At 63.2% G+C, this 24,116-nt stretch carries 27 protein-coding genes and 1 tRNA gene; 10 read left to right on the top strand and 18 right to left on the bottom strand.

Annotated features, from left to right (window positions below; all coding sequences use genetic code 11):
- Nucleotides 1-7 precede the first annotated feature (7 nt).
- From ACSU1L_RS00110 to ACSU1L_RS00120, 3 genes are read right to left on the bottom strand one after another with little or no spacing between them, the layout of a single operon-like run.
- Complete coding sequence (locus ACSU1L_RS00110) at nucleotides 8-370, bottom strand: RNA-binding S4 domain-containing protein (protein ID WP_438255263.1); 363 nt, start codon at nucleotides 368-370, stop codon at nucleotides 8-10.
- Nucleotides 367-1,038 (bottom strand): lysoplasmalogenase family protein, encoded by a 672-nt coding sequence (locus tag ACSU1L_RS00115; RefSeq protein WP_439254181.1) that lies wholly within the window; start codon nucleotides 1,036-1,038, stop codon nucleotides 367-369. The genes ACSU1L_RS00110 and ACSU1L_RS00115 overlap by 4 nt, the downstream gene beginning before the upstream one ends.
- Nucleotides 1,039-1,060: 22 nt before the next feature.
- Nucleotides 1,061-1,645: a GNAT family N-acetyltransferase gene (locus ACSU1L_RS00120; protein ID WP_439254183.1), complete on the bottom strand. Its 585-nt coding sequence runs from the start codon at nucleotides 1,643-1,645 to the stop codon at nucleotides 1,061-1,063.
- A gap of 116 nt (nucleotides 1,646-1,761) precedes the next feature.
- On the opposite strand from ACSU1L_RS00120, the gene ACSU1L_RS00125 reads away from it, so the two are divergent.
- The 4 genes from ACSU1L_RS00125 to ACSU1L_RS00140 all read left to right on the top strand — a co-directional run bounded on the left by ACSU1L_RS00125 (nucleotide 1,762) and on the right by ACSU1L_RS00140 (nucleotide 4,060).
- Nucleotides 1,762-1,835: transfer RNA gene (locus tag ACSU1L_RS00125), tRNA-Pro, on the top strand.
- Between the two features lie 469 nt (nucleotides 1,836-2,304).
- Nucleotides 2,305-2,565: a tyrosine-type recombinase/integrase gene (locus tag ACSU1L_RS00130; protein WP_439255022.1), complete on the top strand. Its 261-nt coding sequence runs from the start codon at nucleotides 2,305-2,307 to the stop codon at nucleotides 2,563-2,565.
- A gap of 211 nt (nucleotides 2,566-2,776) precedes the next feature.
- Entirely contained in the window at nucleotides 2,777-3,205 is a 429-nt protein-coding gene (locus ACSU1L_RS00135) for a type IV toxin-antitoxin system AbiEi family antitoxin domain-containing protein (RefSeq protein WP_439254184.1), read from the top strand.
- Nucleotides 3,206-3,265: 60 nt separating this feature from the next.
- On the top strand, nucleotides 3,266-4,060 hold the full coding sequence (locus tag ACSU1L_RS00140) for a nucleotidyl transferase AbiEii/AbiGii toxin family protein (RefSeq protein WP_439254185.1): 795 nt from the start codon (nucleotides 3,266-3,268) through the stop codon (nucleotides 4,058-4,060).
- Nucleotides 4,061-4,564: 504 nt separating this feature from the next.
- On the opposite strand, the gene ACSU1L_RS00145 is transcribed toward ACSU1L_RS00140, so the two are convergent.
- On the bottom strand, nucleotides 4,565-5,134 hold the full coding sequence (locus tag ACSU1L_RS00145) for a GNAT family N-acetyltransferase (protein ID WP_439254186.1): 570 nt from the start codon (nucleotides 5,132-5,134) through the stop codon (nucleotides 4,565-4,567).
- A 300-nt stretch (nucleotides 5,135-5,434) separates the two neighbouring features.
- On the opposite strand from ACSU1L_RS00145, the gene ACSU1L_RS00150 reads away from it, so the two are divergent.
- The gene (locus ACSU1L_RS00150) at nucleotides 5,435-6,175 is read left to right on the top strand and encodes an SDR family NAD(P)-dependent oxidoreductase (RefSeq protein WP_439254187.1); all 741 of its coding nucleotides are present in this window, start codon (nucleotides 5,435-5,437) and stop codon (nucleotides 6,173-6,175) included.
- A gap of 124 nt (nucleotides 6,176-6,299) precedes the next feature.
- Here ACSU1L_RS00150 and ACSU1L_RS00155 read toward each other — a convergent pair whose 3' ends face one another.
- On the bottom strand, nucleotides 6,300-6,530 hold the full coding sequence (locus ACSU1L_RS00155) for an alpha/beta fold hydrolase (protein ID WP_439254188.1): 231 nt from the start codon (nucleotides 6,528-6,530) through the stop codon (nucleotides 6,300-6,302).
- Nucleotides 6,531-7,016: 486 nt separating this feature from the next.
- Between ACSU1L_RS00155 and nhaA the strand changes: the two genes are divergently transcribed.
- Both nhaA and ACSU1L_RS00165 read left to right on the top strand, forming a co-directional pair.
- Nucleotides 7,017-8,834 (top strand): Na+/H+ antiporter NhaA, encoded by a 1,818-nt coding sequence (nhaA, locus tag ACSU1L_RS00160; RefSeq protein ID WP_439254189.1) that lies wholly within the window; start codon nucleotides 7,017-7,019, stop codon nucleotides 8,832-8,834.
- A complete protein-coding gene (locus tag ACSU1L_RS00165; RefSeq protein ID WP_439254190.1) occupies nucleotides 8,831-9,244 on the top strand; it encodes a DUF4260 family protein in 414 nt (137 codons plus the stop codon). Before nhaA ends, ACSU1L_RS00165 begins: the two co-directional genes overlap by 4 nt.
- 32 nt (nucleotides 9,245-9,276) lie before the next feature.
- Here ACSU1L_RS00165 and ACSU1L_RS00170 read toward each other — a convergent pair whose 3' ends face one another.
- The 3 genes from ACSU1L_RS00170 to ACSU1L_RS00180 form a co-directional block, all read right to left on the bottom strand.
- On the bottom strand, nucleotides 9,277-10,152 hold the full coding sequence (locus ACSU1L_RS00170; protein ID WP_439254191.1) for an SDR family NAD(P)-dependent oxidoreductase: 876 nt from the start codon (nucleotides 10,150-10,152) through the stop codon (nucleotides 9,277-9,279).
- A gap of 270 nt (nucleotides 10,153-10,422) precedes the next feature.
- Nucleotides 10,423-11,472: an ankyrin repeat domain-containing protein gene (locus ACSU1L_RS00175; protein WP_439254193.1), complete on the bottom strand. Its 1,050-nt coding sequence runs from the start codon at nucleotides 11,470-11,472 to the stop codon at nucleotides 10,423-10,425.
- 2 nt (nucleotides 11,473-11,474) lie between these two features.
- Complete coding sequence (locus ACSU1L_RS00180; protein WP_439254194.1) at nucleotides 11,475-12,257, bottom strand: hypothetical protein; 783 nt, start codon at nucleotides 12,255-12,257, stop codon at nucleotides 11,475-11,477.
- A 154-nt stretch (nucleotides 12,258-12,411) separates the two neighbouring features.
- On the opposite strand from ACSU1L_RS00180, the gene ACSU1L_RS00185 reads away from it, so the two are divergent.
- Nucleotides 12,412-13,281 (top strand): L,D-transpeptidase, encoded by an 870-nt coding sequence (locus ACSU1L_RS00185; protein WP_439254195.1) that lies wholly within the window; start codon nucleotides 12,412-12,414, stop codon nucleotides 13,279-13,281.
- Here ACSU1L_RS00185 and ACSU1L_RS00190 read toward each other — a convergent pair.
- Together ACSU1L_RS00190 and ACSU1L_RS00195 are read right to left on the bottom strand one after the other, a co-directional pair.
- Nucleotides 13,266-13,781 (bottom strand): DUF2165 family protein, encoded by a 516-nt coding sequence (locus ACSU1L_RS00190; RefSeq protein WP_438255292.1) that lies wholly within the window; start codon nucleotides 13,779-13,781, stop codon nucleotides 13,266-13,268. The two genes, ACSU1L_RS00185 and ACSU1L_RS00190, sit on opposite strands and share 16 nt — an antisense overlap.
- Nucleotides 13,778-13,966, bottom strand: coding sequence for a DUF4177 domain-containing protein (locus ACSU1L_RS00195; RefSeq protein WP_439254196.1), 189 nt, complete (start codon nucleotides 13,964-13,966; stop codon nucleotides 13,778-13,780). The genes ACSU1L_RS00190 and ACSU1L_RS00195 overlap by 4 nt, the downstream gene beginning before the upstream one ends.
- 136 nt (nucleotides 13,967-14,102) lie before the next feature.
- On the opposite strand from ACSU1L_RS00195, the gene ACSU1L_RS00200 reads away from it, so the two are divergent.
- Nucleotides 14,103-14,741 carry a histidine phosphatase family protein gene (locus ACSU1L_RS00200; protein ID WP_439254198.1) on the top strand — a complete coding sequence of 213 codons (639 nt, stop codon included), beginning with the start codon at nucleotides 14,103-14,105 and terminating at the stop codon, nucleotides 14,739-14,741.
- Between the two features lie 34 nt (nucleotides 14,742-14,775).
- On the opposite strand, the gene ACSU1L_RS00205 is transcribed toward ACSU1L_RS00200, so the two are convergent.
- The 4 genes from ACSU1L_RS00205 to ACSU1L_RS00220 all read right to left on the bottom strand — a co-directional run bounded on the left by ACSU1L_RS00205 (nucleotide 14,776) and on the right by ACSU1L_RS00220 (nucleotide 17,089).
- The gene (locus tag ACSU1L_RS00205; protein ID WP_439254199.1) at nucleotides 14,776-15,471 is read right to left on the bottom strand and encodes an NADPH-dependent F420 reductase; all 696 of its coding nucleotides are present in this window, start codon (nucleotides 15,469-15,471) and stop codon (nucleotides 14,776-14,778) included.
- Between the two features lie 30 nt (nucleotides 15,472-15,501).
- Complete coding sequence (locus ACSU1L_RS00210; RefSeq protein ID WP_438255296.1) at nucleotides 15,502-15,906, bottom strand: VOC family protein; 405 nt, start codon at nucleotides 15,904-15,906, stop codon at nucleotides 15,502-15,504.
- Between the two features lie 10 nt (nucleotides 15,907-15,916).
- Complete coding sequence (locus ACSU1L_RS00215) at nucleotides 15,917-16,348, bottom strand: helix-turn-helix transcriptional regulator (protein WP_439254200.1); 432 nt, start codon at nucleotides 16,346-16,348, stop codon at nucleotides 15,917-15,919.
- 96 nt (nucleotides 16,349-16,444) lie between these two features.
- Complete coding sequence (locus ACSU1L_RS00220) at nucleotides 16,445-17,089, bottom strand: DedA family protein (RefSeq protein WP_438255298.1); 645 nt, start codon at nucleotides 17,087-17,089, stop codon at nucleotides 16,445-16,447.
- A 92-nt stretch (nucleotides 17,090-17,181) separates the two neighbouring features.
- Between ACSU1L_RS00220 and ACSU1L_RS00225 the strand changes: the two genes are divergently transcribed.
- Nucleotides 17,182-17,562, top strand: coding sequence for a hypothetical protein (locus ACSU1L_RS00225; protein ID WP_438255299.1), 381 nt, complete (start codon nucleotides 17,182-17,184; stop codon nucleotides 17,560-17,562).
- 3 nt (nucleotides 17,563-17,565) lie between these two features.
- Here ACSU1L_RS00225 and ACSU1L_RS00230 read toward each other — a convergent pair whose 3' ends face one another.
- From ACSU1L_RS00230 to ACSU1L_RS00245, 4 genes are read right to left on the bottom strand one after another with little or no spacing between them, the layout of a single operon-like run.
- Entirely contained in the window at nucleotides 17,566-18,384 is an 819-nt protein-coding gene (locus ACSU1L_RS00230) for an alpha/beta fold hydrolase (protein ID WP_439254201.1), read from the bottom strand.
- Nucleotides 18,385-18,406: 22 nt separating this feature from the next.
- Entirely contained in the window at nucleotides 18,407-21,805 is a 3,399-nt protein-coding gene (locus ACSU1L_RS00235; RefSeq protein ID WP_439255023.1) for an error-prone DNA polymerase, read from the bottom strand.
- A complete protein-coding gene (locus ACSU1L_RS00240; RefSeq protein WP_439254203.1) occupies nucleotides 21,805-23,328 on the bottom strand; it encodes a DNA polymerase Y family protein in 1,524 nt (507 codons plus the stop codon). Before ACSU1L_RS00240 ends, ACSU1L_RS00235 begins: the two co-directional genes overlap by 1 nt.
- On the bottom strand, nucleotides 23,325-24,083 hold the full coding sequence (locus ACSU1L_RS00245) for a hypothetical protein (protein WP_439254205.1): 759 nt from the start codon (nucleotides 24,081-24,083) through the stop codon (nucleotides 23,325-23,327). The genes ACSU1L_RS00240 and ACSU1L_RS00245 overlap by 4 nt, the downstream gene beginning before the upstream one ends.
- Nucleotides 24,084-24,116 lie beyond the last annotated feature (33 nt).

Genomic DNA, 24,116 nt, shown 5'->3' on the forward strand with positions numbered 1-24,116 from the left:
AGCGGACTCAGTCTCGCCCGCGCAACCGGTCGATGTCTCGTCTTTCGCGTTTCGTCGGGCGGCCTGCACCGCGGTCGCGCAGGCCAAGGGCGGCAACCGGGTCGCGCGGGGGAGTGCGGTCCTCGTAAGCGAGTGCGGCCACCGGCGGGCCGACGCGTTTGGTGAGCGTTTGCCGGACGACGAGGAGACGGTCAAACCCACTGATACGCACCCGCAGTTCGTCACCGGGCTTCACCATCTGGGCGGCTTTGGCCTTTTCGCCGTTGACGCGCACATGCCCGGCGCGGCATGCGGTTGTGGCGGCGGAGCGGGTCTTGTAGATGCGGATCGCCCACAGCCAACTGTCGACTCTGACCGGGGCATCCATCATGAGGTTTTTCTCAGACGGAGGGTCACGAGAGCACCGGCGATGATCAGCCCCTGGCCGAGCGTGTAGGTGAGCATCACCAGCGGACTCGTCCACTGCGGCATCGTGTCGGAGAGGAAGAGGCGGAAAGCGAGGACGGTGTCGCTGATGAGGAAGAAGACACCACCCCAGATGATGAGCGGATGGCAGCGGGTCGAGAACGCGGCGGTGCTGCCGAGTACCAGGCCGTACCCGGCGACGGCGAGTAGCAGCGGGCCCGTGTGCGGGCCGAGGACGGCGACCATGGCGACCCACCAAGCGGCGTAGACCAGTGCCCACGGCGGCATCTTTCGCATGCGCAGGGTGCGCAGGAACACGATGATGTACGCGATGTGAGCGATGCCGAAGAACAGCAGCATCAGGGGGAGTTCGGGCCCGCCCGGGAAGAAGGCACCGGCACCGTCGCCGAGCCAGGAGAAGAACACGGCTGCCACGAGGAGTGCAATCGCCAGATGGGGACGAAGCCTCAGAGAGAGCAGGATCGGCAGAGCAAGCAATGGCATGAGCCAGAGCTTGGTGGGACCGGCGATGTCGCTTTGAACGGCCAGGGCGATCACATGCACGATCGACATCACGACGTACGGGATGAAAGCCCAGGCCAGGACGGTGCGTGGTGGGGTGCTGCGCTGCATCCCCCCATCGTAGATCGGCGGCTCAGCCGCGGAGGTCGAGACTCACCAGCGGTCGGTTGGGTTTGGTACTCGGCACTTCGGCGAACCCCGCGTTCAAGAAGGTCGACAGCGCGCCGTGAAAGAGATCGTTCACACGCACGCCCGTCAGCGCGGTGTTGATCGGGTAGCCCTCGATGACGCGGACGCCGGATGCCCGGGCGAAATCGATTCCGGCCTTCAGGAGCGCGGCGTTGATGCCCTGCCCTCTGTGTTCTTTACGGACGACGAAGCACGTGACCGCCCAGACGCTGTCGTCATCGAGCGGTTCGCGGGTGGTGGTGATGATGTTGCTGGTTCGGGCGAGGCGGCGCTGGGCCGGACGCGGCCCGATGCGCATCCATCCTGCGGCTTCGTCGTCGACGTAGGCGACGAGGCCGGGTGAGGAGTCGGAGGCGATCTCCTGTTGGAATATCGTCGTGCGCGCGTCGAGGCTCGTGGACTCCCACTCCTTGTTCGTCAGCACGGGCCAAACGCACTGGCAACTTCGTCCGTCGCCGCCACCGCTCAACGCGTGCTGGATGTCGTCCCAGAGCTCGGGACGGGCAAGAGCGGTCGTGATGGTTGGCATATCGGCACGCTACGCCGGGGCTCCGACACAGGCAAGGGAAGGTTCGGATGCTGGTTCGCGAAGGCGCTGAGATCCCGCTAAGATAGGGGAGTTGCCTGCGCGTGAGCGCAGAACAACGGGCTGTGGCGCAGCTTGGTAGCGCACCTGACTGGGGGTCAGGGGGTCGCAGGTTCAAATCCTGTCAGCCCGACAGAAAGCCCCGATCAGATGGTAAATCTGGTCGGGGCTTTGTCGTTTCTTGGTGGCAATGTACACGCAAGGGTACACGCAAGAAAAAACTGGCTGATGGTGTTTGCGAGCCTGATGCGCCGCAATCTCTATTAATACCCGGAATGTCGCGGCTGTATTCGGGGGCCGGACGCGAGGCGTCGGTGCCGAAGCTAGGTGGGCAACCCGGCGCAATCATCGAGGTCATGCCGGGCACCTCCGCTCACATCGGTGAGGTTCTCACGATCCGCCGCCGCGACATCGACCTGAGCATGCCGTCCGTGCGCATCACCGGAACCATCACCAGCCCGAAAGGGCGAACTGACAACGCGGCAGGATCATCCGAAGACGGCGCGGTCGCGACGCACGATTCAGCTTCCGGGATTTGCCGCGACGGCCGTGCAGTTTCGATTGAAGAAACTCGACACGATTGACCCCGACGCACTGCTGTTCTGCTCTCGCGAGGGCACCCGCTGACAACAAACAAAGTGCGCCGCCAGCCACGTCACGTGATGAACATCGCAGGGATCGAAGGCGTCACCTCGCACAAGTTCCGCCGCACGGTCTCAACCACGATCAGCGAAATTGCCGGTGTCGAGCTGGCATCGCAGCTGCTTGGCCACACCGACCCGACGATCACGACTAAGCACTACATTTGCCGCAACGAAACCGTCGACCCCGTAACCGCGGCGCTGGAGAAGGTGTTTGGATGAGGGCGAATAATTCGTCGAGCACATTGCCTCGCGAAACGTAACGTACTCAGATAACATTACATGTATACGAATCGTGTCAGGATGTGGTCAAGTGAAGGCTTTAAGGCCAAAGGCTGCCGCTGAGAAGCGGAGTGCCCTGTATCGCGGGCATGCAGATGGACGGTGGGAACGCATCGGCCGAGGCGTCTACTTGCCTGCTGACGCGCCCGCGATGGACTGGGATCAGCTTGAAGCAGCTACCCGGCGACCAGAGGCCACCATTTGTCTGCTTTCTGCGCTTGCGTACTACGACCTCACCGATGCGATTCCCGATGCTCTGGACGTCGCAATCCCGCGCGGAATGCGTGCACCGGCGACTGAAGGAGCGATTCGCTGGCATCGTTTTGACGCTGCAACGTTTGAACTTGGACGTGACGAGATCTTGATTCCAGGCAGCTCGCAACACATCGGTTTGTACAGCGCCGAGCGCACGATTACAGACTGCTTCCGCCTTCGGTCGTCAGTCGGGTACGAAGTGGCTCGTGACGCAACCAAAGAATGGCTCCGCCGCGGCGGTAAGCCCGCCGAGCTGATGGCGTTCGCCACACAACTCCCGCGAGCTAAAGCTCCGCTCCTGCAAACCTTGGAGGCACTTACATGACCGGCAACGACGTGTACCGTCAACTTCAGTCGGCAGCTCGATCGGTCGCGGCAAAGCGAGGTGTCCCGGCACCAACGGGAGGAGTATCTGATTCGACACGCGCTCGAATCGTTTCTTGACCGGCTGAATCGCACACCTCATGCGCATGATTTCGTACTGAAGGGTGGGAATCTGCTCGGCGCGTACGGCGTTCGTCGCCCGACGAAGGACGCTGATTCGAACGCGGTCGGAGCGGAAGTCTCGCCTGAACACCTGGCGGCCGTTGTTCGGGATGCCGCAGCGATCGAATCTGATGATGGGGTCGAGTTCGATCTCGACACTCTCACTGTTCAGGAGATCCGCGACGGCGCCGAATACCCCGGAGTTCGTCTGCGCGTGAAAGTCGCTATCAGTAGCTGGAGGGGAACGGTGGCGTGGGACGTGTCAACCGGAGATCCGATCGTGCCAGCACCGCGCGAAGTGACGCTCGACAGAATTCTCGGCGAACCCATCAAGCTCATCGGATACGCCCCCGAATCAACGGTTGCTGAGAAGGGTGTGACGATTCTCGAACGCGGGATCACGAGCACTCGATGGAGGGATTACGTCGACATCGTGGCACTCGGAAACGCCGGACTAGGCGCCGAGGTACTGCTAGAAGCAGTCCGAGCAGTATCTGACTATCGGGGTATCGAGTTGAAGCCGATCACGCCACTCCTTGAAGGCTACGGAGCAGTAGGACAGTCGAAGTGGGCTGCCTGGCGTCGCAAAGAGAAGCTCGAAGCTGTTTGCGAGGAGAACCTGGACGAACAGGTCGTTCGAGTGGCAGCAATTCTTGATCCGGTGTTCAGCCAAGACGCAGGAAACCTAGCCTGACGTGATTCCGAGGTCTCCGGGGCTGAGTTGGATGAGGGTTGCGCGTTGTTCGAGTTCGCGGTCAGCGCGGGTTCCGATTTCGAGTCGGCGTGGCCGCTCGCGATGCGCAGCCGCTCACGGGTGGCCAAGGAGCGGCGGTCGAGGACGTTCTCCTGCAACAGGCGAAGAATGATTCCACGACCGCGTTGAGACGACAACCACATGATCGAGTAGGGAAATGCGAGTGACCAACGACAAAAAGGTCAGCCAGTTCAAGCCGGTGCTGCTCGGCCTAGCTGACAGCGACGATTTCATCACCGTCGTCTAGGCACTCGTGGAGTACGCATCGACGATGGACGGGGAAGCGTAGAAGGAACAAGAACGCATCCGCTTAGGGGAGTGAAAGGCAAACGGCCGGGATTACCTCAGCCATTGCTGCTGTCGCACCGTCCACGAGCGTTCCGCGGCGTGCAACCCGCGCACTAGGACTAGATGTTCTTCCCGTTGGGGGCGGTGGTCGAATGGTCATCGTAACTCGATTCGCATGACCGGCCGAGTCGGGTACGTGCGGCCGAACTCTCGGAAGCCAGCGGCGCGAAAGATGCTGACAGTTCCAGTGAAAAGGGCTGCCGGTGAAGGTCGAGACTTACTCATAGCGACATCCACCGGATGGCCGTCAAGAACCGAAGCGCCGTGCTCGCGGGCATGCTCGACAGCGGCTTTGAGCAGGGCAACTCCGACTCCTTCACCGCGGGATCCGCGTTGGACGTTCACGCACGCTACCCACCAGGCGGAGTCGTCGTCGTCGAGGAGACGACGGAGCGCACGGTTGCGGGTTACTCCGGGGAGAGTTCGCCGCGGCATGACTCGCGTCCACCCGACTGGATGCTCGTCGTCGTACGCCAGCAGGCCTACCGGAATTGTTGCACGGTCGATTTCGCGACGAAGAGCATCTTCGTTTGTGGCCGCATTGTGATCACGGAACCGCTGGCACCAGCAGGAGTTCGGGTTCGAGCCACCGCGATCAAAGGCGCTGGCCACATCAGGCCAGCGACTTTGAGTTGCAGGCTTAATTCGAATGGTCACTGATACCACCTTCCGGCCTGTTCGCTACTGCGCGGAGTACTCGAACAATGCTCCCACGGTATGATCCCGCGCGTGCGTTCGATGGTGGTCTGGGCTTGCGGGCACCCCTGAGACTTAGGCCTCATGTGAGAAGTGCCTCACGGGCGCCCAGCGACGACATGTGCTCAAGTGTATGCGTATGCATTGATCTGGTAGGATGGAAGCATAAAACACCCGCGCCGGCCTTGAGCCTAAAAAGCCCATTGAGCGCGTATCGCACGACGCAAATACGGATTCCAGCGTGCGGGCGCGGCGAAGAAAGGAAACTTCATGAGTCGTCTAGAAAACAAGGTCGCTATCGTGACCGGAGCCGGTGCAGGCATGGGCGAGTCGCACGCCCGCGTGCTCGCTGAGCACGGAGCCCGGGTCGTGCTGACCGATGTCAACGCTGAGGCGGGCCAAAAGGTCGCCAACGAGATCGGTGAGAACGCACTGTTCATCAAGCACGACGTCACAGATTTTGAAGCCTGGGTCGCCGTGGTCAAGCAGGCGAACGACAAGTTCGGCCCTGTCAACGTGCTCGTCAACAACGCGGGCCTGGCGGGCCCCATGGCCAAGATCGAAGAACTGTCGCTTGAAGACTACGATCGCACGGTCGCTGTCGATCAGCACGGCGTCTTCTACGGCATCAAGGCTGTACTGCCGGGCATGCTCGAGAACGGCGGCGGCTCCATCATCAACATCTCTTCGGTCGCGGGCTTCGTCTACCAGGCCACGAACGCCGCCTACGCTGCGGCGAAGTTCGCTGTCCGCGGCCTCACCAAGGCTGTCGCCATCGAATACGCCGACAAGGGCATCCGCGCCAACTCCGTTCACCCCGGAGCAGTCATGACGCCGCTGCTCGCCAGCGTTCCGAAGGAAGACGTCGACGCGTTTGCGCAGACCATCCCCGTGAAGCGCATGGCCGACGTGCGTGAAATCTCCGACCTCGTCGTCTTCCTCGCATCGGATGAGTCGACGTACATCACCGGCAGTGAGCTCGTCATCGACGGTGGTGCCACGGCGATTTAGTTGTACTCGGTCAGTACGTTTGTGACCGATAGAAGAGAAGGCCTGCAGTCTGAGTGGTGCTATACGCACTCAGACTGCAGGCCTTCTCGCGTTCCACGGCTCTGGCATACCGATAAGGACACCGCTAGTTGTGCGCCTGGAGGAAACCAGTGATGCGCGGCATCACTTCGTCTCTCAGCTGCCAGAGCAGGCCGTGGCCACCACCGGGAATGAGTTCGACCTGGGAGCCGCGGATGTTGTGGGTGATGCCCGCGCCCGCGGCGACTGGGTCGCCGAGGCGCGTCTCCGACCCGAACAAGGCGAGCGTCGGGGCGTGATTGCGCGCAGTTCGCCGTCGCTGAGCGGCGCAAGCCATGGCGTGTACCGCTTGAACTTCATCGGGGCAGCCGCCAGAGCGATGTCTTCGGGAGCCAGCGTTACACCAGGAGAGAGCCACTCGTTGAAGGCATCCATTCGTTTCTTCGTCGGGAAGAACGCGGAACTGAACATCCGCCGCAACGCATCCGGCGATGGCTTTACGAACGTCGTGATGCCCTCGCCAAGGGTCAGGCTCGCAACCCGTTCCGACCCGCACGAGCCGAGGTGGGACGCGATGAGCGATGCATACCAAGCTCCCTCTGCGTAGCCCAAACTGACTAACCACCCGGGCTCAAACGAGAGCAAGATGGCTTGCACGGAGGAAGGACAAGCAAAGGCGCAGACGATGAATGCACATGAATCATCTTCGGACGGATCTGTGCGCTCCGACGTCGGTCTGACCGTCATTCGGCGGTCACCAGACCCGGAACGCGACCAGGCCGAATCTCGTTCCCATCCCTCCTTTGGCAGTCGCATCCAAGCTATGGGGCAAAGTCGACTCGGTGCACTCCTTCTGTTGATCGCCACGGTCGTCGCGATCGCTTGGGCAAACATTTCGTACGCTTCGTACGAACAAGTGTGGGGCACTCACCTTGTCATCGGCGTCGAAGATCTGCAGCTGAACTTCACCCTGCACGGATTCGTCAATGAATCGATCATGGCGGTGTTCTTCTTCACGGTCGGGCTCGAAGTGCGGCGAGAATTCGCCATCGGCGAGCTCACGACGTGGTCGCGTGCGATGGTTCCTGTCGCTGCGGCAATCGCGGGCCTCGGGGCTCCCGCGCTCCTGTACATCATGATTACGTCAGGGACCGGCAATGAAGACGCGTGGGGCGTTGTCATCTCGACCGACACCGCGTTTCTCGTCGGCGCTCTCGTTCTCGTCGGCCCGCGTGCGCCTGGACGACTGCGCGTCTTCCTTCTCGCTCTTGCCGTCGTTGACGACATCGGAGCCTTGGCAATCATCGCTCTCATCTATACGGAGAACGTGCAACTGCTTCCCCTCGTCATCGCGGCAATCGGACTCACAGGAATCTACTTCGCGCGATATCTTCGGGCCGGTCGAGGGCCAACGTACGCTCTGCTCTCGATCATCATCTGGCTCGCATTCCTCGCGTCTGGCATGCATCCGACACTCGCAGGCGTCACTATTGCGCTCCTCGTTCCCGTCTATCGGCCCAACCGCCGAGATGTCGAGCACGCTCTGGATCTCACGCGCGCGTTCCGCCAATCACCAAATTCCCAGTATGCGCGCGTAGCCGCCAACAGCTTGCGCGAATCGATTTCGATCAACGAACGACTGCAAACCGCCTATGCACCGCTTGTCGCATACGCCATCATCCCGCTGTTCGCGTTGGCGAACGCCGGGGTGCACGTCAGCGGAGAAGTCCTTACTGCCGCAGTCCGTTCTCCGATCATGTGGGGAATCGTCGTCGGTCTCGTCGTCGGCAAGTTCGTCGGAATCTTTGGAGCTACCGCGCTCATGCAGGTCTTCCGCATCGGCAGCCTCGGGCCGGGTCTCACACTTGATCGCATAGCCGGCGGTGGGCTGCTCTCCGGCATTGGATTCACGATCTCGCTGCTGATCGTCGATTTAGCGATCTCTGACCCGGATACCCAAAACATCGCGCGCGTGGGCGTGCTCGCAGCATCCGTCATCGCGTTTGCTCTCGCCAGCCTCTTCTTTCGTATCTCGGATCTTGTGCACCCGATGACTGAGGTGAGCCGCACGCTCGTTCGTCCCGTTGATGAGTCTCGCGATAATACGTTCGGGCCAGATGACGCTCCCTACACGCTTGTCGAGTACGGCGACTTCCAGTGCGAATTCTGTCTCAAAGCAACAGGGGCTATTGCGGAAGTGCAGCGTGGGCTCGGGGATAAGGTGCGATATGTCTGGCGGCATGCTCCGCTCACGAGCTACCATCCCAACGCGCTCGCCGCAGCGGAGGCGTCTGAAGCGGCTGCGCTGCAGGGAAAATTTCCTGAGTTCATGCGGAGCCTGTTCGCAGATCAGAATAACCAGCTGCCGGCAGACATCCTGCGGCGTGCCGTTGAGCTGGGCCTGGATGTTGATCGATTCGAAACCGACCTCAACTCGGCGGAGGTCACTGCACGCGTTCGCGACGACACGCTCGATGCTGAGGCAATGGAGATCACTGCCGTGCCCACCTTCTTCGTCAACGGCGTGCGGCACACCGGTCCCTTTGACGCAGCCTCGCTCATCCGCGCCCTCGAGGCCACAGCTCGGACCGGCCTGTCCTCCTCAGAGGCGGTCCGAGCGGAAGGAGAAGATCACAAATGAGAGACGGCGGCGTAACAGGACCAGCAGTAATCCAGCGTATTGAAGGTGGCCTGATCGCGGTGTTCTCGCTCGTGGGGACAATCGTCTTGGCCCCAGACTGGTGGTGGATACCACTGGCGCTGTTTTTGGTGTTCGATCTGTCACAACTCGGATACCTTCGGTCTCCCGCCGCAGGAGCCGCCTGGTACAACGCTATTCACACATACGCCTGGGCTGTCGTTCTGGCTGTTGTCGCACTCGTAGCCAGCAGCTTCACCCCCGCCCTGTCGTTGTGGTCCGCCATCATCGCCTTCGCCTGGGCGTTCCACGTGGGAGTCGACCGGGCTCTCGGTTATGGTCTGAAGCTCCCAGACGCCTTCACGCACACCCATATGGGATGGATCGGGAAGGACAGGAAAACGCGCGCCTGATGGTGGCCCGTGGTGACGTCCTTTGCTCTGTCTCAGTTCAGCAGGCTACCCATTTGTTTCGCGATCGTGCGAGCCGCCAACTTCGGGCTCAAGCGTGCCAGCTTGTCCATCGCTGATGCGTCAGCCCCGATCGTCACGCGGAAAGAACCCTTACAGATGGCTTTGACGATGGCTTGACCGGCAGCCTCCGGGGACGTCATTTTGAACGCAGGCGAATCGGCTGAAGCATCGTCACCGAGCGTGACGCCGGAATTCGACGCGATGTCGGTCGCAATGGCGCCGGGGAACACAGATGTGACCGCCACATTGGTATTCAGAAGCTCTGCATACAACCCTTCGGTCAGCAGCCGAACCGCCGCTTTCGAAGCGCCGTACACCGACTGGCCAGGCACAGGAGCATAGGCGCCCATGCTTGCCACGTTCACAATGCTCGCCTCGGGGCGTTCGATCAGTGTGGGCAGGAACGCCTTGATCATGTTCATGGTGCCCCAGAAATTGACGTTCATCACCTTCTCGATCTCCTCGAACGGGAGGTCGAGGATCTTGACGAACTTCTGGATTACTCCTGCGATGTTCACGAGACCATCGACGTTTCCGTGTGCGCCGATTACTGCAGCTGGCAAAGACATCACCTGCTCACGGTCAGCAATGTTGACGATATGGCTGCTGAAGCGCTCGCCAGCCCCTGCGAGAGCGGCAGTTGTTGCGAGGCCCTCCCCATTCAGGTCGACTCCTGCGACCCGCGCCCCATTCTCGAGGAGCAACCGCGTTGTGAATCGTCCGATGCCGTTTCCAGCACCGGTGACAACGAAAACTTTTCCGGAGATATTCATGCGGTGAGCTTCTTTTCTGTATCTGGAAGGTGAGTTGTGGCGTGAGCGGCGGCTCGACGTCCGCTGAAGATGCAATCAGCCAGCGAAAATCCGCTGATGTAGCTATTGGAACCGACGCCGACGGCATTTCTACCAGTAGCGTATAGCCCGTGAACCATTGACTCGTCTTCACGCTTCACAAGTCCGGAGTCTCCATCGACGATCATCCGCCGAGTGTCAGCAATCCACACGGCAATCATCGAGGCGCTCCACTGGTGGGGGCTGCAGGAAGATCCCAGTGATCCCGCAGAGTGCATTACCCAAGCGCTGCACGGACTGAGCAACGTCAACAACCGTTAGTCGGGGTCACCGCCGGTACGGCGGTTCGACAAGGGGCATCGGCTCAAGATTGTGTGACACCCAGACCACGACCAACCGTACGAGTTCGAGCGTCTCGGTGCCGCTGGACCTGCCACGCCGTACTGTGCGCACCAACTGATCAAGCTCAGCGAGACGGTCGGGGGCGAGTGGCGTCCCGGATGAGAGGTGTGCGGGAAGCGAGTCGAGCATCGCCCGGAAATCATCGTCCCAGTTGATCGAGCCGTTGTCTTCGATCTCGTTGAGTACTCGCGTGGCGATGCGCACTGTCTCACCCTGAACCGTGGGTGCCGGACCCATGGCCGGCACCAGACTCGCCCAGAGCTCGTCGTACTGGTCACGCCAGTCGGTGCTGTGCAGTTCGATGGGGGAGACCCCATCATGACGATGCACAGCCGGCGCAGGCTCTGCGTCGAAAAGCTCATAGAGCGCTGCCATGTCCTGTGCAGCCCGCTCCACAGAGTCCGGGTTGTAGACCTCGCGGATGGCTTCGAACTTCTCGCCCAGGCGAACCACAGCAGCCCGACCGGCATCCGTCACAGTCGCGCCCGCGTCAACGAGCAGCCGCGAAGTCGCTGCGATGCGGTCCAGATCGCCGGTGTCAGCATCCAGCATCCGGTCCTCGAGCGCGGTGTGCCCCTCGAGATTCGTGGCATGGACGTCGGCGCCAGCGGCCAGCAGTATTCGAGTGTTGTCGACATGAATGCTGGCACCGAAAAGAGGCGTCTGCCCGCGCCGGTCGCGCGCCTCGATATTCGCACCAAGCTCGATCAGCACGGCGGGGTGGCCGTTCCACGCGCCGGCATGGTGATGCAACGGCGTCTCACCATCATCATCGGGCGCCTCGATATCGGCATCGGATGCGACCATCCACCGGATCAGCGCCTCAGGAATGCCGTAGGTGGATAACCCTGGAGCCTTCCCGGCGCTGCGCGCGTTGATATCGCAGACAGTGAAGACCGCCTGCATCTCCTCCAGATCGCCGGATGCGACAATCTGCTCGAAATCCTTGGGAAGACGTTTGCGGAGCCGAGCCACGATCAACCGACCCGTGTACTGATCGCGACGTAGTTCTCGTCGCTCGGCAAATATCGAACCTGGATGATGCGCCCCGGCTGTAGTTCATCGAGCGCTGCGTCTGCCACGGGCATGTCGCGCGTGGCGTCGAAACTGGTGCCATCGGGCCTGTTCACGCGCAGGTCGAGATGCAGCACCGCCTGGCCATGCGCGATCTCGCCGGTAGGCTGCATCGCCATGATCACGGCCGTGGCGTCTGTGCCCCGGGTGGCGACGTCGACCTGCTGCTCGGTGAGCATGCCGCGGGCGATCTGAGAAGCGTAGAGAGAGTTCTGTAGGTCCGCGGTTTCAGCATCCGGAGCGACCGCGAACCGGCCATCCTCTCGATACCGCACCGGAATCGTCGATCCGGGGGTGAGCTGCGCGAGCTCACCCTGATTGACGATCGTGTGCGCTGTGCCGCGGATGCTTCGCCCATCCGGGGTATCGACGTCAAGGACCAGCTCGATCTCCGGTTGATCGTTGAAGGAGGTTCCAGTCGCTCGAGCCGAGACGAGCATGCCGACACCGAGGGGAGCATCCTGAAACTCGCGGCGCTCATGCGCGGGAGGACGGAAAGAGAACCAGATGGCGACAAGGCAGATGAGGCCGACGCCGGTTGAGATGAGAATGCCCAACGGGTCGAGTGACTCCAGGTACGGACCGTCCGAAAAGAGCGGAACGATGAACTGCAACACGATGACGCCCAGGACGATAACAATGCCGATCCCACGCGCCTGCCGGTATCCGTTGATGATGCTCCCCACAGACCGCGTCGACTCTTATAAACGCGACCGTACGGCGGCAGCATGAACGACGAGTCAATGATTCGGAAACGAAACGTTAATGCCGTTGCTACGATTGGCGCCGGATGTTTATGTGTTGCTAGGTGGGGTCAGAGTGCAGAAGAGAATGGGCTGGATGATCGCCCTCGTGGCGGCGCTGGCTGTTGCTCTGGTGCTCACGCTCCTGTGGATCATCGGGTCACGACAGACAGAGGCCTCCCCGCCCGAACAGGCCGCGACAGCGATACCGACGCAGACGCCGACTCCCACCCCATCTCCGACGCCCACCGGGTTCCCCGCGAACACATCCGTGTACGACGTGGCCGTGTTGCCAGAAGCGAATGTGTACGCCGTCAACGCGGCGCTCCCCGTCGACGACGCTCCTGATGCGCCTACCTCCGGCCAGCACGCCACAGCGCAGGGTGAGGGAGCGCCGGTGTGGGCTGACCCCACCGCGGAGCCGGTGGCATACCTGCCCATCGAGTTCGTGCACGGCGGCACGACGGTCCCGGTGATCGAACGGCAGGAGCACTGGGTGCGAGTTCTGCTCGCCGGGCGTCAGGCGATTCCGTCGCAGGGCAACCCCGCCCAGATCACCGGATGGCTGCGCGTCGCGGACGTCGTGATCACCGAGTCCGCGGTCAGTGTCGAGGTGAGCCTGTCCGAGCGCACGGTCGACATCGTTCGAGACGGCGTGCCAGAGCGCATCGCTATCGATTTCGCGTGGGGAACAGAAGCGACGCCCACGCCCATCGGACGCAGCTTCGTGATGAAGACGGCTGTCGTTCCGGAGTTCGGATACACGCGCGGGCATCCGATCGTGTACCTGGCTGTGCAGTCACCAACCCTCGACGGGTTCGCCGGAGGCGATGTTGCCGTTACCGCCTTCCATTATCACGACGCTCGAGCCGGCGCGATTTCGAACGGATGCATCCGCCTCGACCCGGCAGCGATCGATGCACTCGCGCAGGTTCCGGTCGGTACGCCGGTCTACATCCGTCCCTGATCAACGGTCACGGGCTCATTCTGCGCGAGGAGTACCGCGAACCCGGCCCAGAGGATAGCGAGCGGCATAGCTGTGTCCTTGCCGTTCCATGAGCTCGACTGCCACATCGCGAACCACTCGGAGCCGATGACGATGAAGCCGATGAACCAGATCGCGAAGCCCAGGGCGTAGGCGGCGTATCCCCACACGCGGGCTTTGTCGTAGCGGGCGATGTCGGCGTCGCGCAGAAGGAAAAGTTTGACACCACCGATGAGTCCGAGTGCGGCGAAGACCCCCTCAACAACGATGATGCCGAGATAGCCGACAGTCCACACCCACGGTGCGGTGATGGCACGCCACATCAGCGCATTGCCGTCGAACGTGGTGTCCATCGAGAGCACGTGCTTGACGAACTGGTAGTTGGAGTCGTAGTCCATGAGATTGCCCATGAACACGAACAGCCCGAATAGTCCGGCTGAGAAAAGGGTGAAGGCCTGCAACAGGCGAAGTGGATGCTTCATTCTCTTACCTCTCGTGTGAACACCAGGTCCAGGCGCGGCTGTGCGTCTGATTCGAAGCTGATCGCCTGAACGAACTCCCAACCGGTTGCGGCGTGGTCACGGATCACGTCACGATAATCCGTTCTCAGCGCGGTCCCACTGCGCCGTCGGAGGATCGGGATGCTGGCAAAAGCGTATTCGCGCATGGCTGCTCCTTCAAAACTCACCATGGCATCACCCTCTGCGGGCGTCAATGGCGACGCGGCCACGGTGGCGAAACGCCGCTGGTTGCCAGCGCGGCGGCGAACGTGCGCCAGAGTGGAGGCAACGAGTGGAGGATGTATGACAACGCTGTACTTCGCCAGACACGGTGAGACCGTCTGGCACGCCGAACATCGGTACGCGGGTTCGTCCGATGTCGCTCTCGTTCCGGGGGCTGTTCACCAGGCCGCCGCGCTCGCCGAATGGGCAGGGACCGCCGCGCTCTCGGCGATTGTGTCGTCGCCGCTGAGCCGGGCACGACTGACCGCTGAACCCGCTGCCGACGCCGCCGAGCTGCCCCTCCGAATCGACCCGCGTCTTGTCGAGATCGACTTTGGACAGGGGGAGGGACTGGCACCAGCGGAGTTGGCGGCCGCCTTCCCCGTCGACTGGGCAGGTTTCGAGCGGCAGCCGGCACAGCATCCGCTTCCGGGTGGTGAATCCGGCATCGACGGTATTGCGCGTGCCATGCCCGTGTTCGACGAACTGGCATCCGAATTCCCCGACGGCCGGGTGCTCATCGTTGGCCACGCGACGCTGATGCGTCTGATGCTCTGCGAGCTCATCGGTTTGGACCCGAACTGGTACCGCGACATCTTTCCAGCGCTCGATAATTCGGCGTTGCTGGAACTCGATTTCCCCTATCGCGGGGAGTCGGACTGGCCGGGGCGGGCGCGTGTACTCGGGATCAACATGCCACCGCTCCAACGCGCCCGCTGACAATTCGAGCGGCCATCGCCGTCACCGGCGGCCGTCATCGTTGGCTGTGAGCGCGAGCCCGGCGGACGATGATCCCGCGCTGCGACTCCCAGAACCCGGCGAGCATGTCGCGCAGCTGACCGGCATCGACGTCAGCTCCGAACGCCTCGGCACCGGGCTCCAGCATGATTCCCGCCGAGAGCGGTCCGGCGTGCACAGGGTCAAAGCCCAGTGCATCCACCAGTTGCGAAACGACGTCGATGTCGTGGGAATCATCCCCGGCGATTGCGATCGCCTTGCGCCCCGGTGCACCCGGCGGTCGCGCTTCGTCCTCGAGGTCCTGATACCCCATGTGACTCAGCGCCTTCACGACGCGAGCGCCACCGAGATGGGCCTGCACCAGCTCGCTGGTCGAAGTGCGCGGATCGCTCAGATCGTCGCGAATGCCGTCCGATGCCCACCAGTAGTTCATGGCGTCGATGACCAGCTTGCCGCGCAGCGCATCGGCGGGCAGCGTCTGGAGGCTTCCGAGCGGAAGTGCGAGAACTACAGCATCTGACTCTTCGATGACAGCCGCTGTAGACATGGCTGTCGCACCTATCGACCGCATGCGGTGTGCGATCGGCGCCGGATCGCCTGACCGCGCGACAAGAACGCGCAACCCTGCGGAAACGGCGAACCGGGCGAGCACAGTGCCGAGGCGACCTGCGCCGAGGACACCGAGCGTCTTCATCCCGCGAAATGTCTCCACCCGGCCATCGTATGGCGGAAGTCGATCCGGTCAGAGTTGGTTGACACGGATGAGGTTGCCGGATGGATCGCGGAACGCGCAGTCGCGCACCCCGTAGTCCTGATCGGTGGGCTCCTGGACGACGTCGGCGCCACCGGCCTCCATCCGCTCGAAGAACCCGTCGAGATCATCCGTCGCGAGGGTGAGGGCGGTGTAGACGCCCTTCGCAATAAGATTCATGATCGTCTCGCGCTCGTCGTCGGTGATGCCGGGGTCGACGGCCGGCGGATGCAGCACGATCGAGGTCGCGCTGCCGACGGGACCGACCGTGATCCAGCGCATGTCCTTGTATCCGACGTCCTTACGGACCTCGAACCCGAGCAGGTCGCGGTAGAAACCGAGCGCCGCGTCGGCGTCGGTGTGGGGCAGGAACGCGTTGTGGATGTCGATGTTCATAGCGACAACGCTAGGTTGATGTCCGGAGATGCGCTTCTCGATTTCTGACCGGTCTGGTCACCTGACGCGCAAGACATGGCGGGATGCCCTCGACGGAGCGGGACGGGTCGTCGCGATACACGCTGGGCGACACACCGACGAGCTCGGAGAACCGGGAGCTGAAGGTCCCCAACGATGAGAACCCGACGGCGAAGCAGATCTCAGTCACGCTCAGGTCGCCGCGACGCAGCAGCGTCATCGCCCGCTCGATCCGCCTGGTCATGAGATACGAATAGGGCGGCTCGCCATAGATCCGGCGGAACTCCCGGCTGAGATGGCCCGCGGACATGTGTGCGCCGCGGGCGAGATCCTCGATATTGAGAGGGTGCGCGAACTCTCGATCGATCCGATCGCGCACACGGCACATCACGATGAGGTCCGTCCGGTCGTTCACCTCCGCCATGCATCCATCCTGACACTTTCACGCGCGCTCGCGGGCGCCGGGTGCAGAACAGATCAGGAGCAGGACTCGACCGTTGGGCGTGCGTCGACGCCGCGGTCAATCGACGGCGAGACGCTTCCGTCGCACCTGCCGGATACGAATGATGATCCACGTCACGACGGCGATGACGACGACGGCGATGACGATTTTCTGGAAAACACCGGCGTATTCCTCGACGACGTGCCAGTTCGCGCCCAGGTAGAAACCGGCGAGGACGAAGATCGTGTTCCAGATGGCGCTGCCGGCAGTGGTGAGAAGAGTGAACCGCAGCAGCGGCATCCGTTCGATGCCCGCCGGAATGGAGATCAGGCTGCGGAAGATCGGGATCATCCGCCCGAAGAACACCGCCTTCGAACCGTGCCGGTCGAACCACGCCTCCGTGCGTTCGACGTCCTCGACCTTGATCAACGGCATCCGCTGTGCGATCGCGTACATCCGTCGCCGGCCGAGCCACGCGCCGATGCCGTACAGAGCCAGCGCCCCGACCACGGATCCGATCGTCGTCCAGATCAACACTTCGATCAGTCCGAGCGTTCCCTGCGCGGCGGCGAATCCGGCCAGGGGCAGGATGATCTCACTCGGAAGCGGCGGGAACAGGTTCTCGGCGGCGATGGCGACGCCAGCGCCGACTCCACCGAGCGTCTCCATAAGGGAGACTGCCCAGGCAGCGATCGCATTAAGGTTTTCGGCTCCGGCATCCATGGTCTCCAGCGTAACGGCAGGTGTCTGGAGTTCAGCGGGGAGACATCGGAAGTGCCACTTGCTTCGCCGGGTGGGGTTCATAAGCTGTAGCTATGGACAGGACGATTGTGATTGCGGTGTCGGCGCCGATCCCGCAAGCGCATCGCGTCGAGGTGGTCGAGCGCCTGGACGACACGGGTATTGCGGTCGTGATCGCGGTGACCGACCTGGAGACGAGGATTCGGTACCAGCAAAGCACCCGGCACGGCAGTGAAGCGGTCACCTGGACGGGCCGCGTGCTGGAGTGCACCGTTGCGTCCACCCGCTCCGGTGTCAGTACGACGCTCCTGGTCGACCCGATCGGCGCCAATTCGGCAGAGGCTGAAATCGCGCTGCGCGGAGCGGACGCTGCGGCAGCTGCTGCGACGGGTGAGGCGTTGCGCTGGGGCGGTGCCGACCGCGTGCCCGAACCCGAGGAACCGCGATTCTGGTGAGAATCAGCCCGCGTAGGTGTCGGCGTCGGTGGCGTCTAGGGCCCTGAGGATTACCACGGATACAGCATCCGGCGCATCCAATGGTGCGATGTGGCCGGCGCGGGGAATCACGTGCTCGACTATTGCTTCGACCCTTGCCCACTCCGACATCGCCGTGGCAATGTTACCGGTCTGATCATCTGCACCACGAATCAGGGTCAGCGGCACCGGCGAACGGTAGCTCGCATCGGGAGTGACGAGTGACACGGTAGCTCGCCAGACATCGAGGAAAACCCGTTTTGATATGCGGGCGAAGCACCGCTGGGCGTAGTCGATCGCGCCTGGCGTGCTGGCGGATGCTTTCGCCATGAGCCCCGGCAATCGAGAAGCGGGAATCATCGCCAGCGACGGCGCGGCAATGCGAAGCCCGAAGCGCTCGGCGCGCGTGAGCGGGCCGGCGTTCCATGCAGAGTCGATGACGATGAGTCCTGTTGCCGCATCGGGCTTGCTGCGCACGAGTGCCTGCACAAGATTGCCGCCGAGAGAGTGTCCGATGAGAACGGGGCGGCGCAACCCCAAATGTTCGATGAGGCCGGCGAGATCATCAATCGCATCCTGTGCGATAAAACGCGTGTCCTCATCCAGCGGTGACTCGCCATGGCCGCGCAGATCCCAGTTGACTGCGCGGTATCCGGCATCGCGGACCGCACGGAACTGGGCATCGAACATGGCGTGATCAACGCCAGCGCCATGCGTGAAGACGACGGGTCGACCGGTCCCACCGCTGTCGACATAGCGAACGGTGGCGCCTGGTCTTTCGAGTGCCGCGGAGAGTCGCATCATGCTCCGAACGTATCGACCGGCGTCAGCGGAAATCACGGGAGCGATGTTCGATCCCGGTGCGCAGATCCTGGAACGCATCCGCGAGAACGTTGATGACGCCCTCCGGGGAACGTTCCAGGATGCCGCGCACGATGAGGGCGGGGGAATCACGAGCAACCCGTCGGTAGCGGCTCCAGACCCCAGTGGAACAGACCACATTGACGAGACCATGCTCATCCTCGAGATTGAGGAATGTGACACCGGATGCTGTCGCCGGACGTTGCCGGTGAGTGACGAGTCCGGCGACTTCGATGCGGCGGCCCACCTCATGCATTTGCAGCCCCGCGGCGGTGAGTACACCGCGTTCGTTCAGCGCCGAGCGGAAGTGGGCCATCGGATGATCGTCGGTTGAGACGCCAGTGGCGGAAAGATCAGCCGCGAGTTGTTCGTAGCTCGTCTGATCGGTGAACAGCGGAAGCTGCACCGATACAGTCGTGCCGGGCAAGAACCGGGCACGATCCTCGGCGGCGGCACCGGAGAGCCAGATAGCCTCGCGGCGACTCATCCCCAGGCACTCGAATGCCCCAGCAGTGGCCAGGGCTTCCAACTGAGCGGCCGTGGCGTCCGTGCGGCGCACCAGATCATTCAGATCCTGGAACGGGCCGTTCGCCGCCCTCTCAGCGACGATGCGCTCGGCCATCGGCATGCCGATGCCGCGCACATCTGACAGCCCCAGCCGCACAGCGAAGGCGGCATCGCGCCGATGCGCCGCAGACTCATCGGGGGCTGTTCGGCTGAATTCCTCGGCGGGAGGGTGCTCTGGAAGAAGACAGGTCTTCACACCGGAGGGAACCGGAGAGTCGTCCGCGTGCTCCAACGCCGCCGCCGCGCCGGAGGCGTGCAGGTCAGGGCGGCGCACCTCGACGCCATGCCGGCGGGCATCTGCGGTGAGCGTCGCCGCAGAGTAGAACCCCATCGGCTGGGAACGCAGAAGACCGGCAAGGAACGCCGCGGGGTAGTGCAGTTTCACCCACGAGCTGGCATAGACCAGCAACGCGAAGGACAGCGAGTGTGATTCCGCGAAACCGAAGTGTGCGAATGCCTGAATCTGTGCGTAGATCTGATCGGCCGTAGCATCCGGAATCCCCCGTGCGGCCATCCCGGCGTAGAGCCTCTTCTCGATTCGTTCGATCTTCTCCTGACCGCGTTTGGAGCCCATCGCCCGACGCAGCAGATCGGCCTCATCGGCCGTGCAATCGCCCAGCACGGTCGCCATCTGGATGAGCTGCTCCTGAAAGATGGGGATCCCCAGGGTGCGCTCCAGGATCGGCTCCAATGACGGATGCGCGTATGTGACCTTCTCCTGGCCGAGCTTGCGGCGAACGAACGGGTGCACCGCTCCGCCTTGGATGGGGCCAGGGCGGATGAGAGCGATCTGGATCACGAGATCGTAGAAGCGGCGTGGCTGCAACCGCGGGAGGAGTCCGATCTGTGCACGGGATTCCACCTGGAACACACCGATCGAATCGGCACGGCAGAGCATGTCGTACACCGCCGCTTCTTCTTTGGGCAGCGTCTGCAGCGTCCACCGCTCACCGGTGGAGGAAGCGATGAGATCGAAGCAGTGCTGGAGAGCTGCGAGCATGCCCAGTCCGAGCAGGTCGAATTTCACCAGTCCCATCCAGGCGGCGTCGTCTTTGTCCCACTGGATGACCGTGCGGTTCTCCATGCGGGCGTGCTCCACCGGTACCACTTCACCGACCGGGCGAGCGGTGAGGACCATCCCGCCGGAGTGGATGCCCAGATGGCGAGGAGCCTTCAGCAGTTCTCCGGCATACTCCAGCACCGTGCCGGGAATGTCATGGCCGTCGACGGGGGACAGGCTCGCACCCCACCCGTCGACCTGTTTCGACCAGGCATCCTGCTGGCCGGGAGCATGACCGAGAGCCCGGGCCATATCGCGCACCGCGTTCTTCGGCCGATACTGGATGACATTCGCCACCTGCGCTGCGCGCTCGCGCCCATATTTCGCATAGACCCACTGGATGATCTCCTCGCGCCGATCCGAATCGAAATCCACGTCGATGTCGGGTTCTTCCTCGCGGGTGGTGGCGAGGAAGCGTTCGAAAGGAAGACGGTAGAGGATCGGGTCGACAGCGGTGATGCCCAGCAGATAGCAGACGGCGCTCGCCGCGGCGGAGCCTCGACCCTGACAGAGGATGCCACGGCGCTTCGCCTCGGTGACGATGCCGTGCACAATGAGGAAGTAACCCGGGAAGTCCTTCTCTTCGATCACGTTCAGCTCCCGCTCGATGCGCGCGCGGCCTTCGTCATCCAACCGCGGGTACACCTCGGGAACAGCAGCCCAGACCAGTGCGCGGAGGTGACTCATCGGCGTGTGCCCTTCCGGCACCTCTTGGCGAGGGAGCGCGGGGCGAGCGCGCCGCAGCGGAAAAGCCGACTCGGCTGCGATGCGGAGTCCCTGTGAGATCGCCCCGGGGTAACGCTGGAATCGAGCGGTCATCTCCGCTCCGCTGCGCAGATGCGCTGAGCCGTGCGCAGGAAGCCAGCCGTCGAGCTCATCCATCCCCCGGGTCGCACGGACCGCCGCGACAGCTTCGGCGAGACGAGCACGAGCAGGCGCCGCATAGTGCACATTGTTGGTTGCCACGACGGGGAGCCGATGGGTGGATGCCAGATCGGCCAGGGCGCTGTTTCGTCGATCATCCATCGGGTCGCCGTGATTCATGAGCTCGACGACGACCTGATCCTGTCCGAAGACATCAACCAGCCGGCGAAGCGGTGTGGCGGCATCTCCGCGTGCCAGTCCCTGCCGCACGCCGCCCTTTCGGCAGCCGGTGAGGATCGTCCAGTCTTCGCCCGCGCTCGCGGCGAGGTCGTCCAGATCGTAGACCGGTCGCCCCTTCTCGCCGCCGCGCAGCTGTGCCCTGGTGATAGCACCGGACAACCGGTGATAGCCCTCCAAACCGCGGGCGAGCACGAGAAGGTGCTCACCGACCGGATCGGGAACGCCGTTCTGCGGCCCGGGCAACCCCAGCGACAGTTCGGCACCGAAGATCGTTTGCACCTGGGCGCCGCTGACATCGGCTGCCTCGGCGAAACGGGCGGCACCGTAGAAGCCGTCATGGTCGGTGATGGCAAGAGCAGTCAGGCCGAGCCGTTCTGCCTCGGCGAGCAGATCCTCCGGTGAGGATGCCCCGTCGAGAAACGAGAAGGAGGAATGCGCGTGCAATTCCGCGTACGGGACCGCTTCGGTCGGTCGGACGATCTTCGGGGGAGGGTCAGCCTTTCGCCGTCGGCTAGTCGGACCAGGGTCGGGGTGGCGTGCGGGCTCTGTCATGGTCGGGGAGGCGGGAGCTGTCGGAGCACTGAGTGTCTTCTCGAGCTCTTTCCACGACATCGGCGGGTTGTAGAAGCCCATCAGTGGTACCGCCCTTCGACCCACCACGCATCGTTCTCGAACAGGACAAGCCAGGCGCGCTGCGATTCGTCCACGATCTGAAAGCGTTGAGCTAGACGAGCACGGTGGGTGTCCCAGGCGCGCTCACGCAGCGGCCATGGGCCAGCCCAACTCAGCACCGGAGCCTGCTCGATCCAGGCCGGAGGCGCAGAGAGCACCCCGCGCGCGTCCACGATCGGGGGGAGGCCATCTGCTCCGACCACCTGGGCAGGGCGGGGTGGCACGAACACCTCCGAGGGGTACGGCGGTGGCAGACTGCCTGGCCAGGGAAGATTCGCATCGCGCTCCGGTGGTACCCGATCGCCCCAAGGCTGAAGCAACTGCCGATCGGCGAGGCTTCTGCCGCCGATCACGACCGGGGTGACCACCCCACGATGTCCGAGCATCGCCTGCACGCGAGAGACCGCATGGTGCAAACGCTGCTGCGGGCCCTGCCCGAACAGGCCCGGCTGGTGGTGCGCGCTGTCATCGACTCTGGTCGGCACGATGCGCACCTCGCTGATACCGGCACCGGTGCGCTCAGCGGATGACTCCTGCGGCCGAATTCCCTCGAGCTGCCAACGCACCCGGTCAACCAGATCGCTCGCCTCGAAGGAGGTCGGATGCATCCAGACGCGTGATGAAATCACGCCGTCATCATCGGTCAGATCGATACGCACTTCGGTGCACACCTGGGAGAGGTCGGCGAGAGCAGCGGTGACGGCATCCGCGGTCTGTCGTACCGCGAAAGCGACTTGGTCTGCGTGCTCCAGTGGAGTTTCGAAGACGACTTCTCGTGCGAGCTCAGGCTCAGGATGCTGGGGTGTGAGCGGGCGCGAATCGGCGCCCGAGGCCAGAGCATGCAAGCGCGCGCCGCGCTCACCCAGCCGGTCTCGGATGTCGCCTTCGCGGAGGGCTGCGAACTCAGCGAGAGTGCGGATGCCGAGTCGCTGCAACAGGGCGGTGACCTCGTCATCTCCCAGCGCCTGCACGGGAAGCGGGGCGAGGAACTCCTGTGATCCGCCGGAGGCGACAACGAGCGCAGGGGCGGCCAGGCGTGCTGCCTGCTCAGCGGTGAACAGGCCATCGGCGATGGCCGCTCGGGCGCCGGGATAGCCATGATCGGTGAGAGCGCCGATGAGCTGTAGTGCTGCTTGCTCTTCTCCGCCGTAATAGCGAGCGGCCCCGCGGGAACGAAGAGCGGCGAGCCCAGGTCGCAGGGGTTGCACGCCGGGAACCAGCTCTTCGAGGAGACGCAGCACGGGCAGGAAGGCCCGCTCGTCTCGACGCGGGTCGGCAGGAATCAGCTGCAGGGCAGGGGAGCGCGACTGGGCGAGCCGCCGCCGCTGACCACGGCGTACTCCCTGAGCCCGGGCCGCTGCAGAGCAGGCGATAACGATGTTCGCCTGCAAGATCGCAACGGGCTCCTCTGCGGGTGGTGCTCCCAACGCCGCTCGCACCGGCCAGTCTGGCAGCCACAGCACCAGATGGCGTGGGGGCATCATCCGGCCACCGCCCAGGTGCCGGTGTCTGTGACGGCAGTTGCCGGAGTCGGCAACGATGCCACGGCGCGCAGGGGTGTCGCCTCGGCATCCACCCGCCCGAGAGAAGTGGGCATGCGCACTCGAACGCGACTTGCCGACTCGTGTCGGCGTCCCGTCGCCCGCAACGTCACGGTGCGATCGGCGAGCAGTCCCCACCCAGAGCCCAGACCGTGCCACTCAGTCTCTTCAACGCGGATCGTCGCCTCGCTCTGCGGCCAGGGTGCCGTGACCAGCAGAGTGCATCCCCGATCTCTCAGACGTGCGTTCAACCGGGCGATGTCGGCATCGGAGACCCGGCTGCGCGGATGCACCGCGATGAGAGGGACCACCTCGGAGAGCGCCGTGGCAACAGTGAGCCACCGCGGCCCAGGGTCGGGTACCAGGATGAGACGCTCCAATTCGATTCCGAATCCGGCCATTGCCTCTACGCCGATCGTCGGCATCCCGATGACAGCACACCAGGAGCCCCTCTGTGAGGGTGGGGCAAGCAGCGCGCCCAGCAGGCTGGGCGACGGTGAAATCGAATAAGAAGAACCGACCCGCAATCCCGGATCGGGCAGAAGACCCTCCAAAGCTGGATCAAGGGGAAGGAAGGGCACATCACTGCGTCGCCGCTGCATGCGAGCGATCTCGTTGCGCAGTCGATGCACCTCCTGAGCGCGGGAGGTGTTGCCCTCGCGGGGGAGAGCTGAAGGGGCGGAGAGTGCTGTGCCCATGCATCCATCCTCGAATATATTTACGAATAAATC

The organism is Microbacterium sp. A94 (genome assembly GCF_051842855.1).
GTDB lineage: Bacteria > Actinomycetota > Actinomycetes > Actinomycetales > Microbacteriaceae > Microbacterium.

Coding starts and splice junctions, on each gene's coding strand:
- ACSU1L_RS00110 (WP_438255263.1), bottom strand. CDS start 370: ATGATGGATGCCCCGGTCAGAGTCGACAGTTGGCTGTGGGCGATCCGC.
- ACSU1L_RS00115 (WP_439254181.1), bottom strand. CDS start 1,038: ATGCAGCGCAGCACCCCACCACGCACCGTCCTGGCCTGGGCTTTCATC.
- ACSU1L_RS00120 (WP_439254183.1), bottom strand. CDS start 1,645: ATGCCAACCATCACGACCGCTCTTGCCCGTCCCGAGCTCTGGGACGAC.
- ACSU1L_RS00135 (WP_439254184.1), top strand. CDS start 2,777: ATGGACTGGGATCAGCTTGAAGCAGCTACCCGGCGACCAGAGGCCACC.
- ACSU1L_RS00150 (WP_439254187.1), top strand. CDS start 5,435: ATGAGTCGTCTAGAAAACAAGGTCGCTATCGTGACCGGAGCCGGTGCA.
- ACSU1L_RS00155 (WP_439254188.1), bottom strand. CDS start 6,530: ATGGCTTGCGCCGCTCAGCGACGGCGAACTGCGCGCAATCACGCCCCG.
- nhaA (WP_439254189.1), top strand. CDS start 7,017: ATGGGGCAAAGTCGACTCGGTGCACTCCTTCTGTTGATCGCCACGGTC.
- ACSU1L_RS00165 (WP_439254190.1), top strand. CDS start 8,831: ATGAGAGACGGCGGCGTAACAGGACCAGCAGTAATCCAGCGTATTGAA.
- ACSU1L_RS00185 (WP_439254195.1), top strand. CDS start 12,412: ATGATCGCCCTCGTGGCGGCGCTGGCTGTTGCTCTGGTGCTCACGCTC.
- ACSU1L_RS00190 (WP_438255292.1), bottom strand. CDS start 13,781: ATGAAGCATCCACTTCGCCTGTTGCAGGCCTTCACCCTTTTCTCAGCC.
- ACSU1L_RS00195 (WP_439254196.1), bottom strand. CDS start 13,966: ATGCGCGAATACGCTTTTGCCAGCATCCCGATCCTCCGACGGCGCAGT.
- ACSU1L_RS00200 (WP_439254198.1), top strand. CDS start 14,103: ATGACAACGCTGTACTTCGCCAGACACGGTGAGACCGTCTGGCACGCC.
- ACSU1L_RS00210 (WP_438255296.1), bottom strand. CDS start 15,906: ATGAACATCGACATCCACAACGCGTTCCTGCCCCACACCGACGCCGAC.
- ACSU1L_RS00215 (WP_439254200.1), bottom strand. CDS start 16,348: ATGGCGGAGGTGAACGACCGGACGGACCTCATCGTGATGTGCCGTGTG.
- ACSU1L_RS00220 (WP_438255298.1), bottom strand. CDS start 17,089: ATGGATGCCGGAGCCGAAAACCTTAATGCGATCGCTGCCTGGGCAGTC.
- ACSU1L_RS00225 (WP_438255299.1), top strand. CDS start 17,182: ATGGACAGGACGATTGTGATTGCGGTGTCGGCGCCGATCCCGCAAGCG.
- ACSU1L_RS00230 (WP_439254201.1), bottom strand. CDS start 18,384: ATGATGCGACTCTCCGCGGCACTCGAAAGACCAGGCGCCACCGTTCGC.
- ACSU1L_RS00235 (WP_439255023.1), bottom strand. CDS start 21,805: ATGGGCTTCTACAACCCGCCGATGTCGTGGAAAGAGCTCGAGAAGACA.
- ACSU1L_RS00240 (WP_439254203.1), bottom strand. CDS start 23,328: ATGATGCCCCCACGCCATCTGGTGCTGTGGCTGCCAGACTGGCCGGTG.
- ACSU1L_RS00245 (WP_439254205.1), bottom strand. CDS start 24,083: ATGGGCACAGCACTCTCCGCCCCTTCAGCTCTCCCCCGCGAGGGCAAC.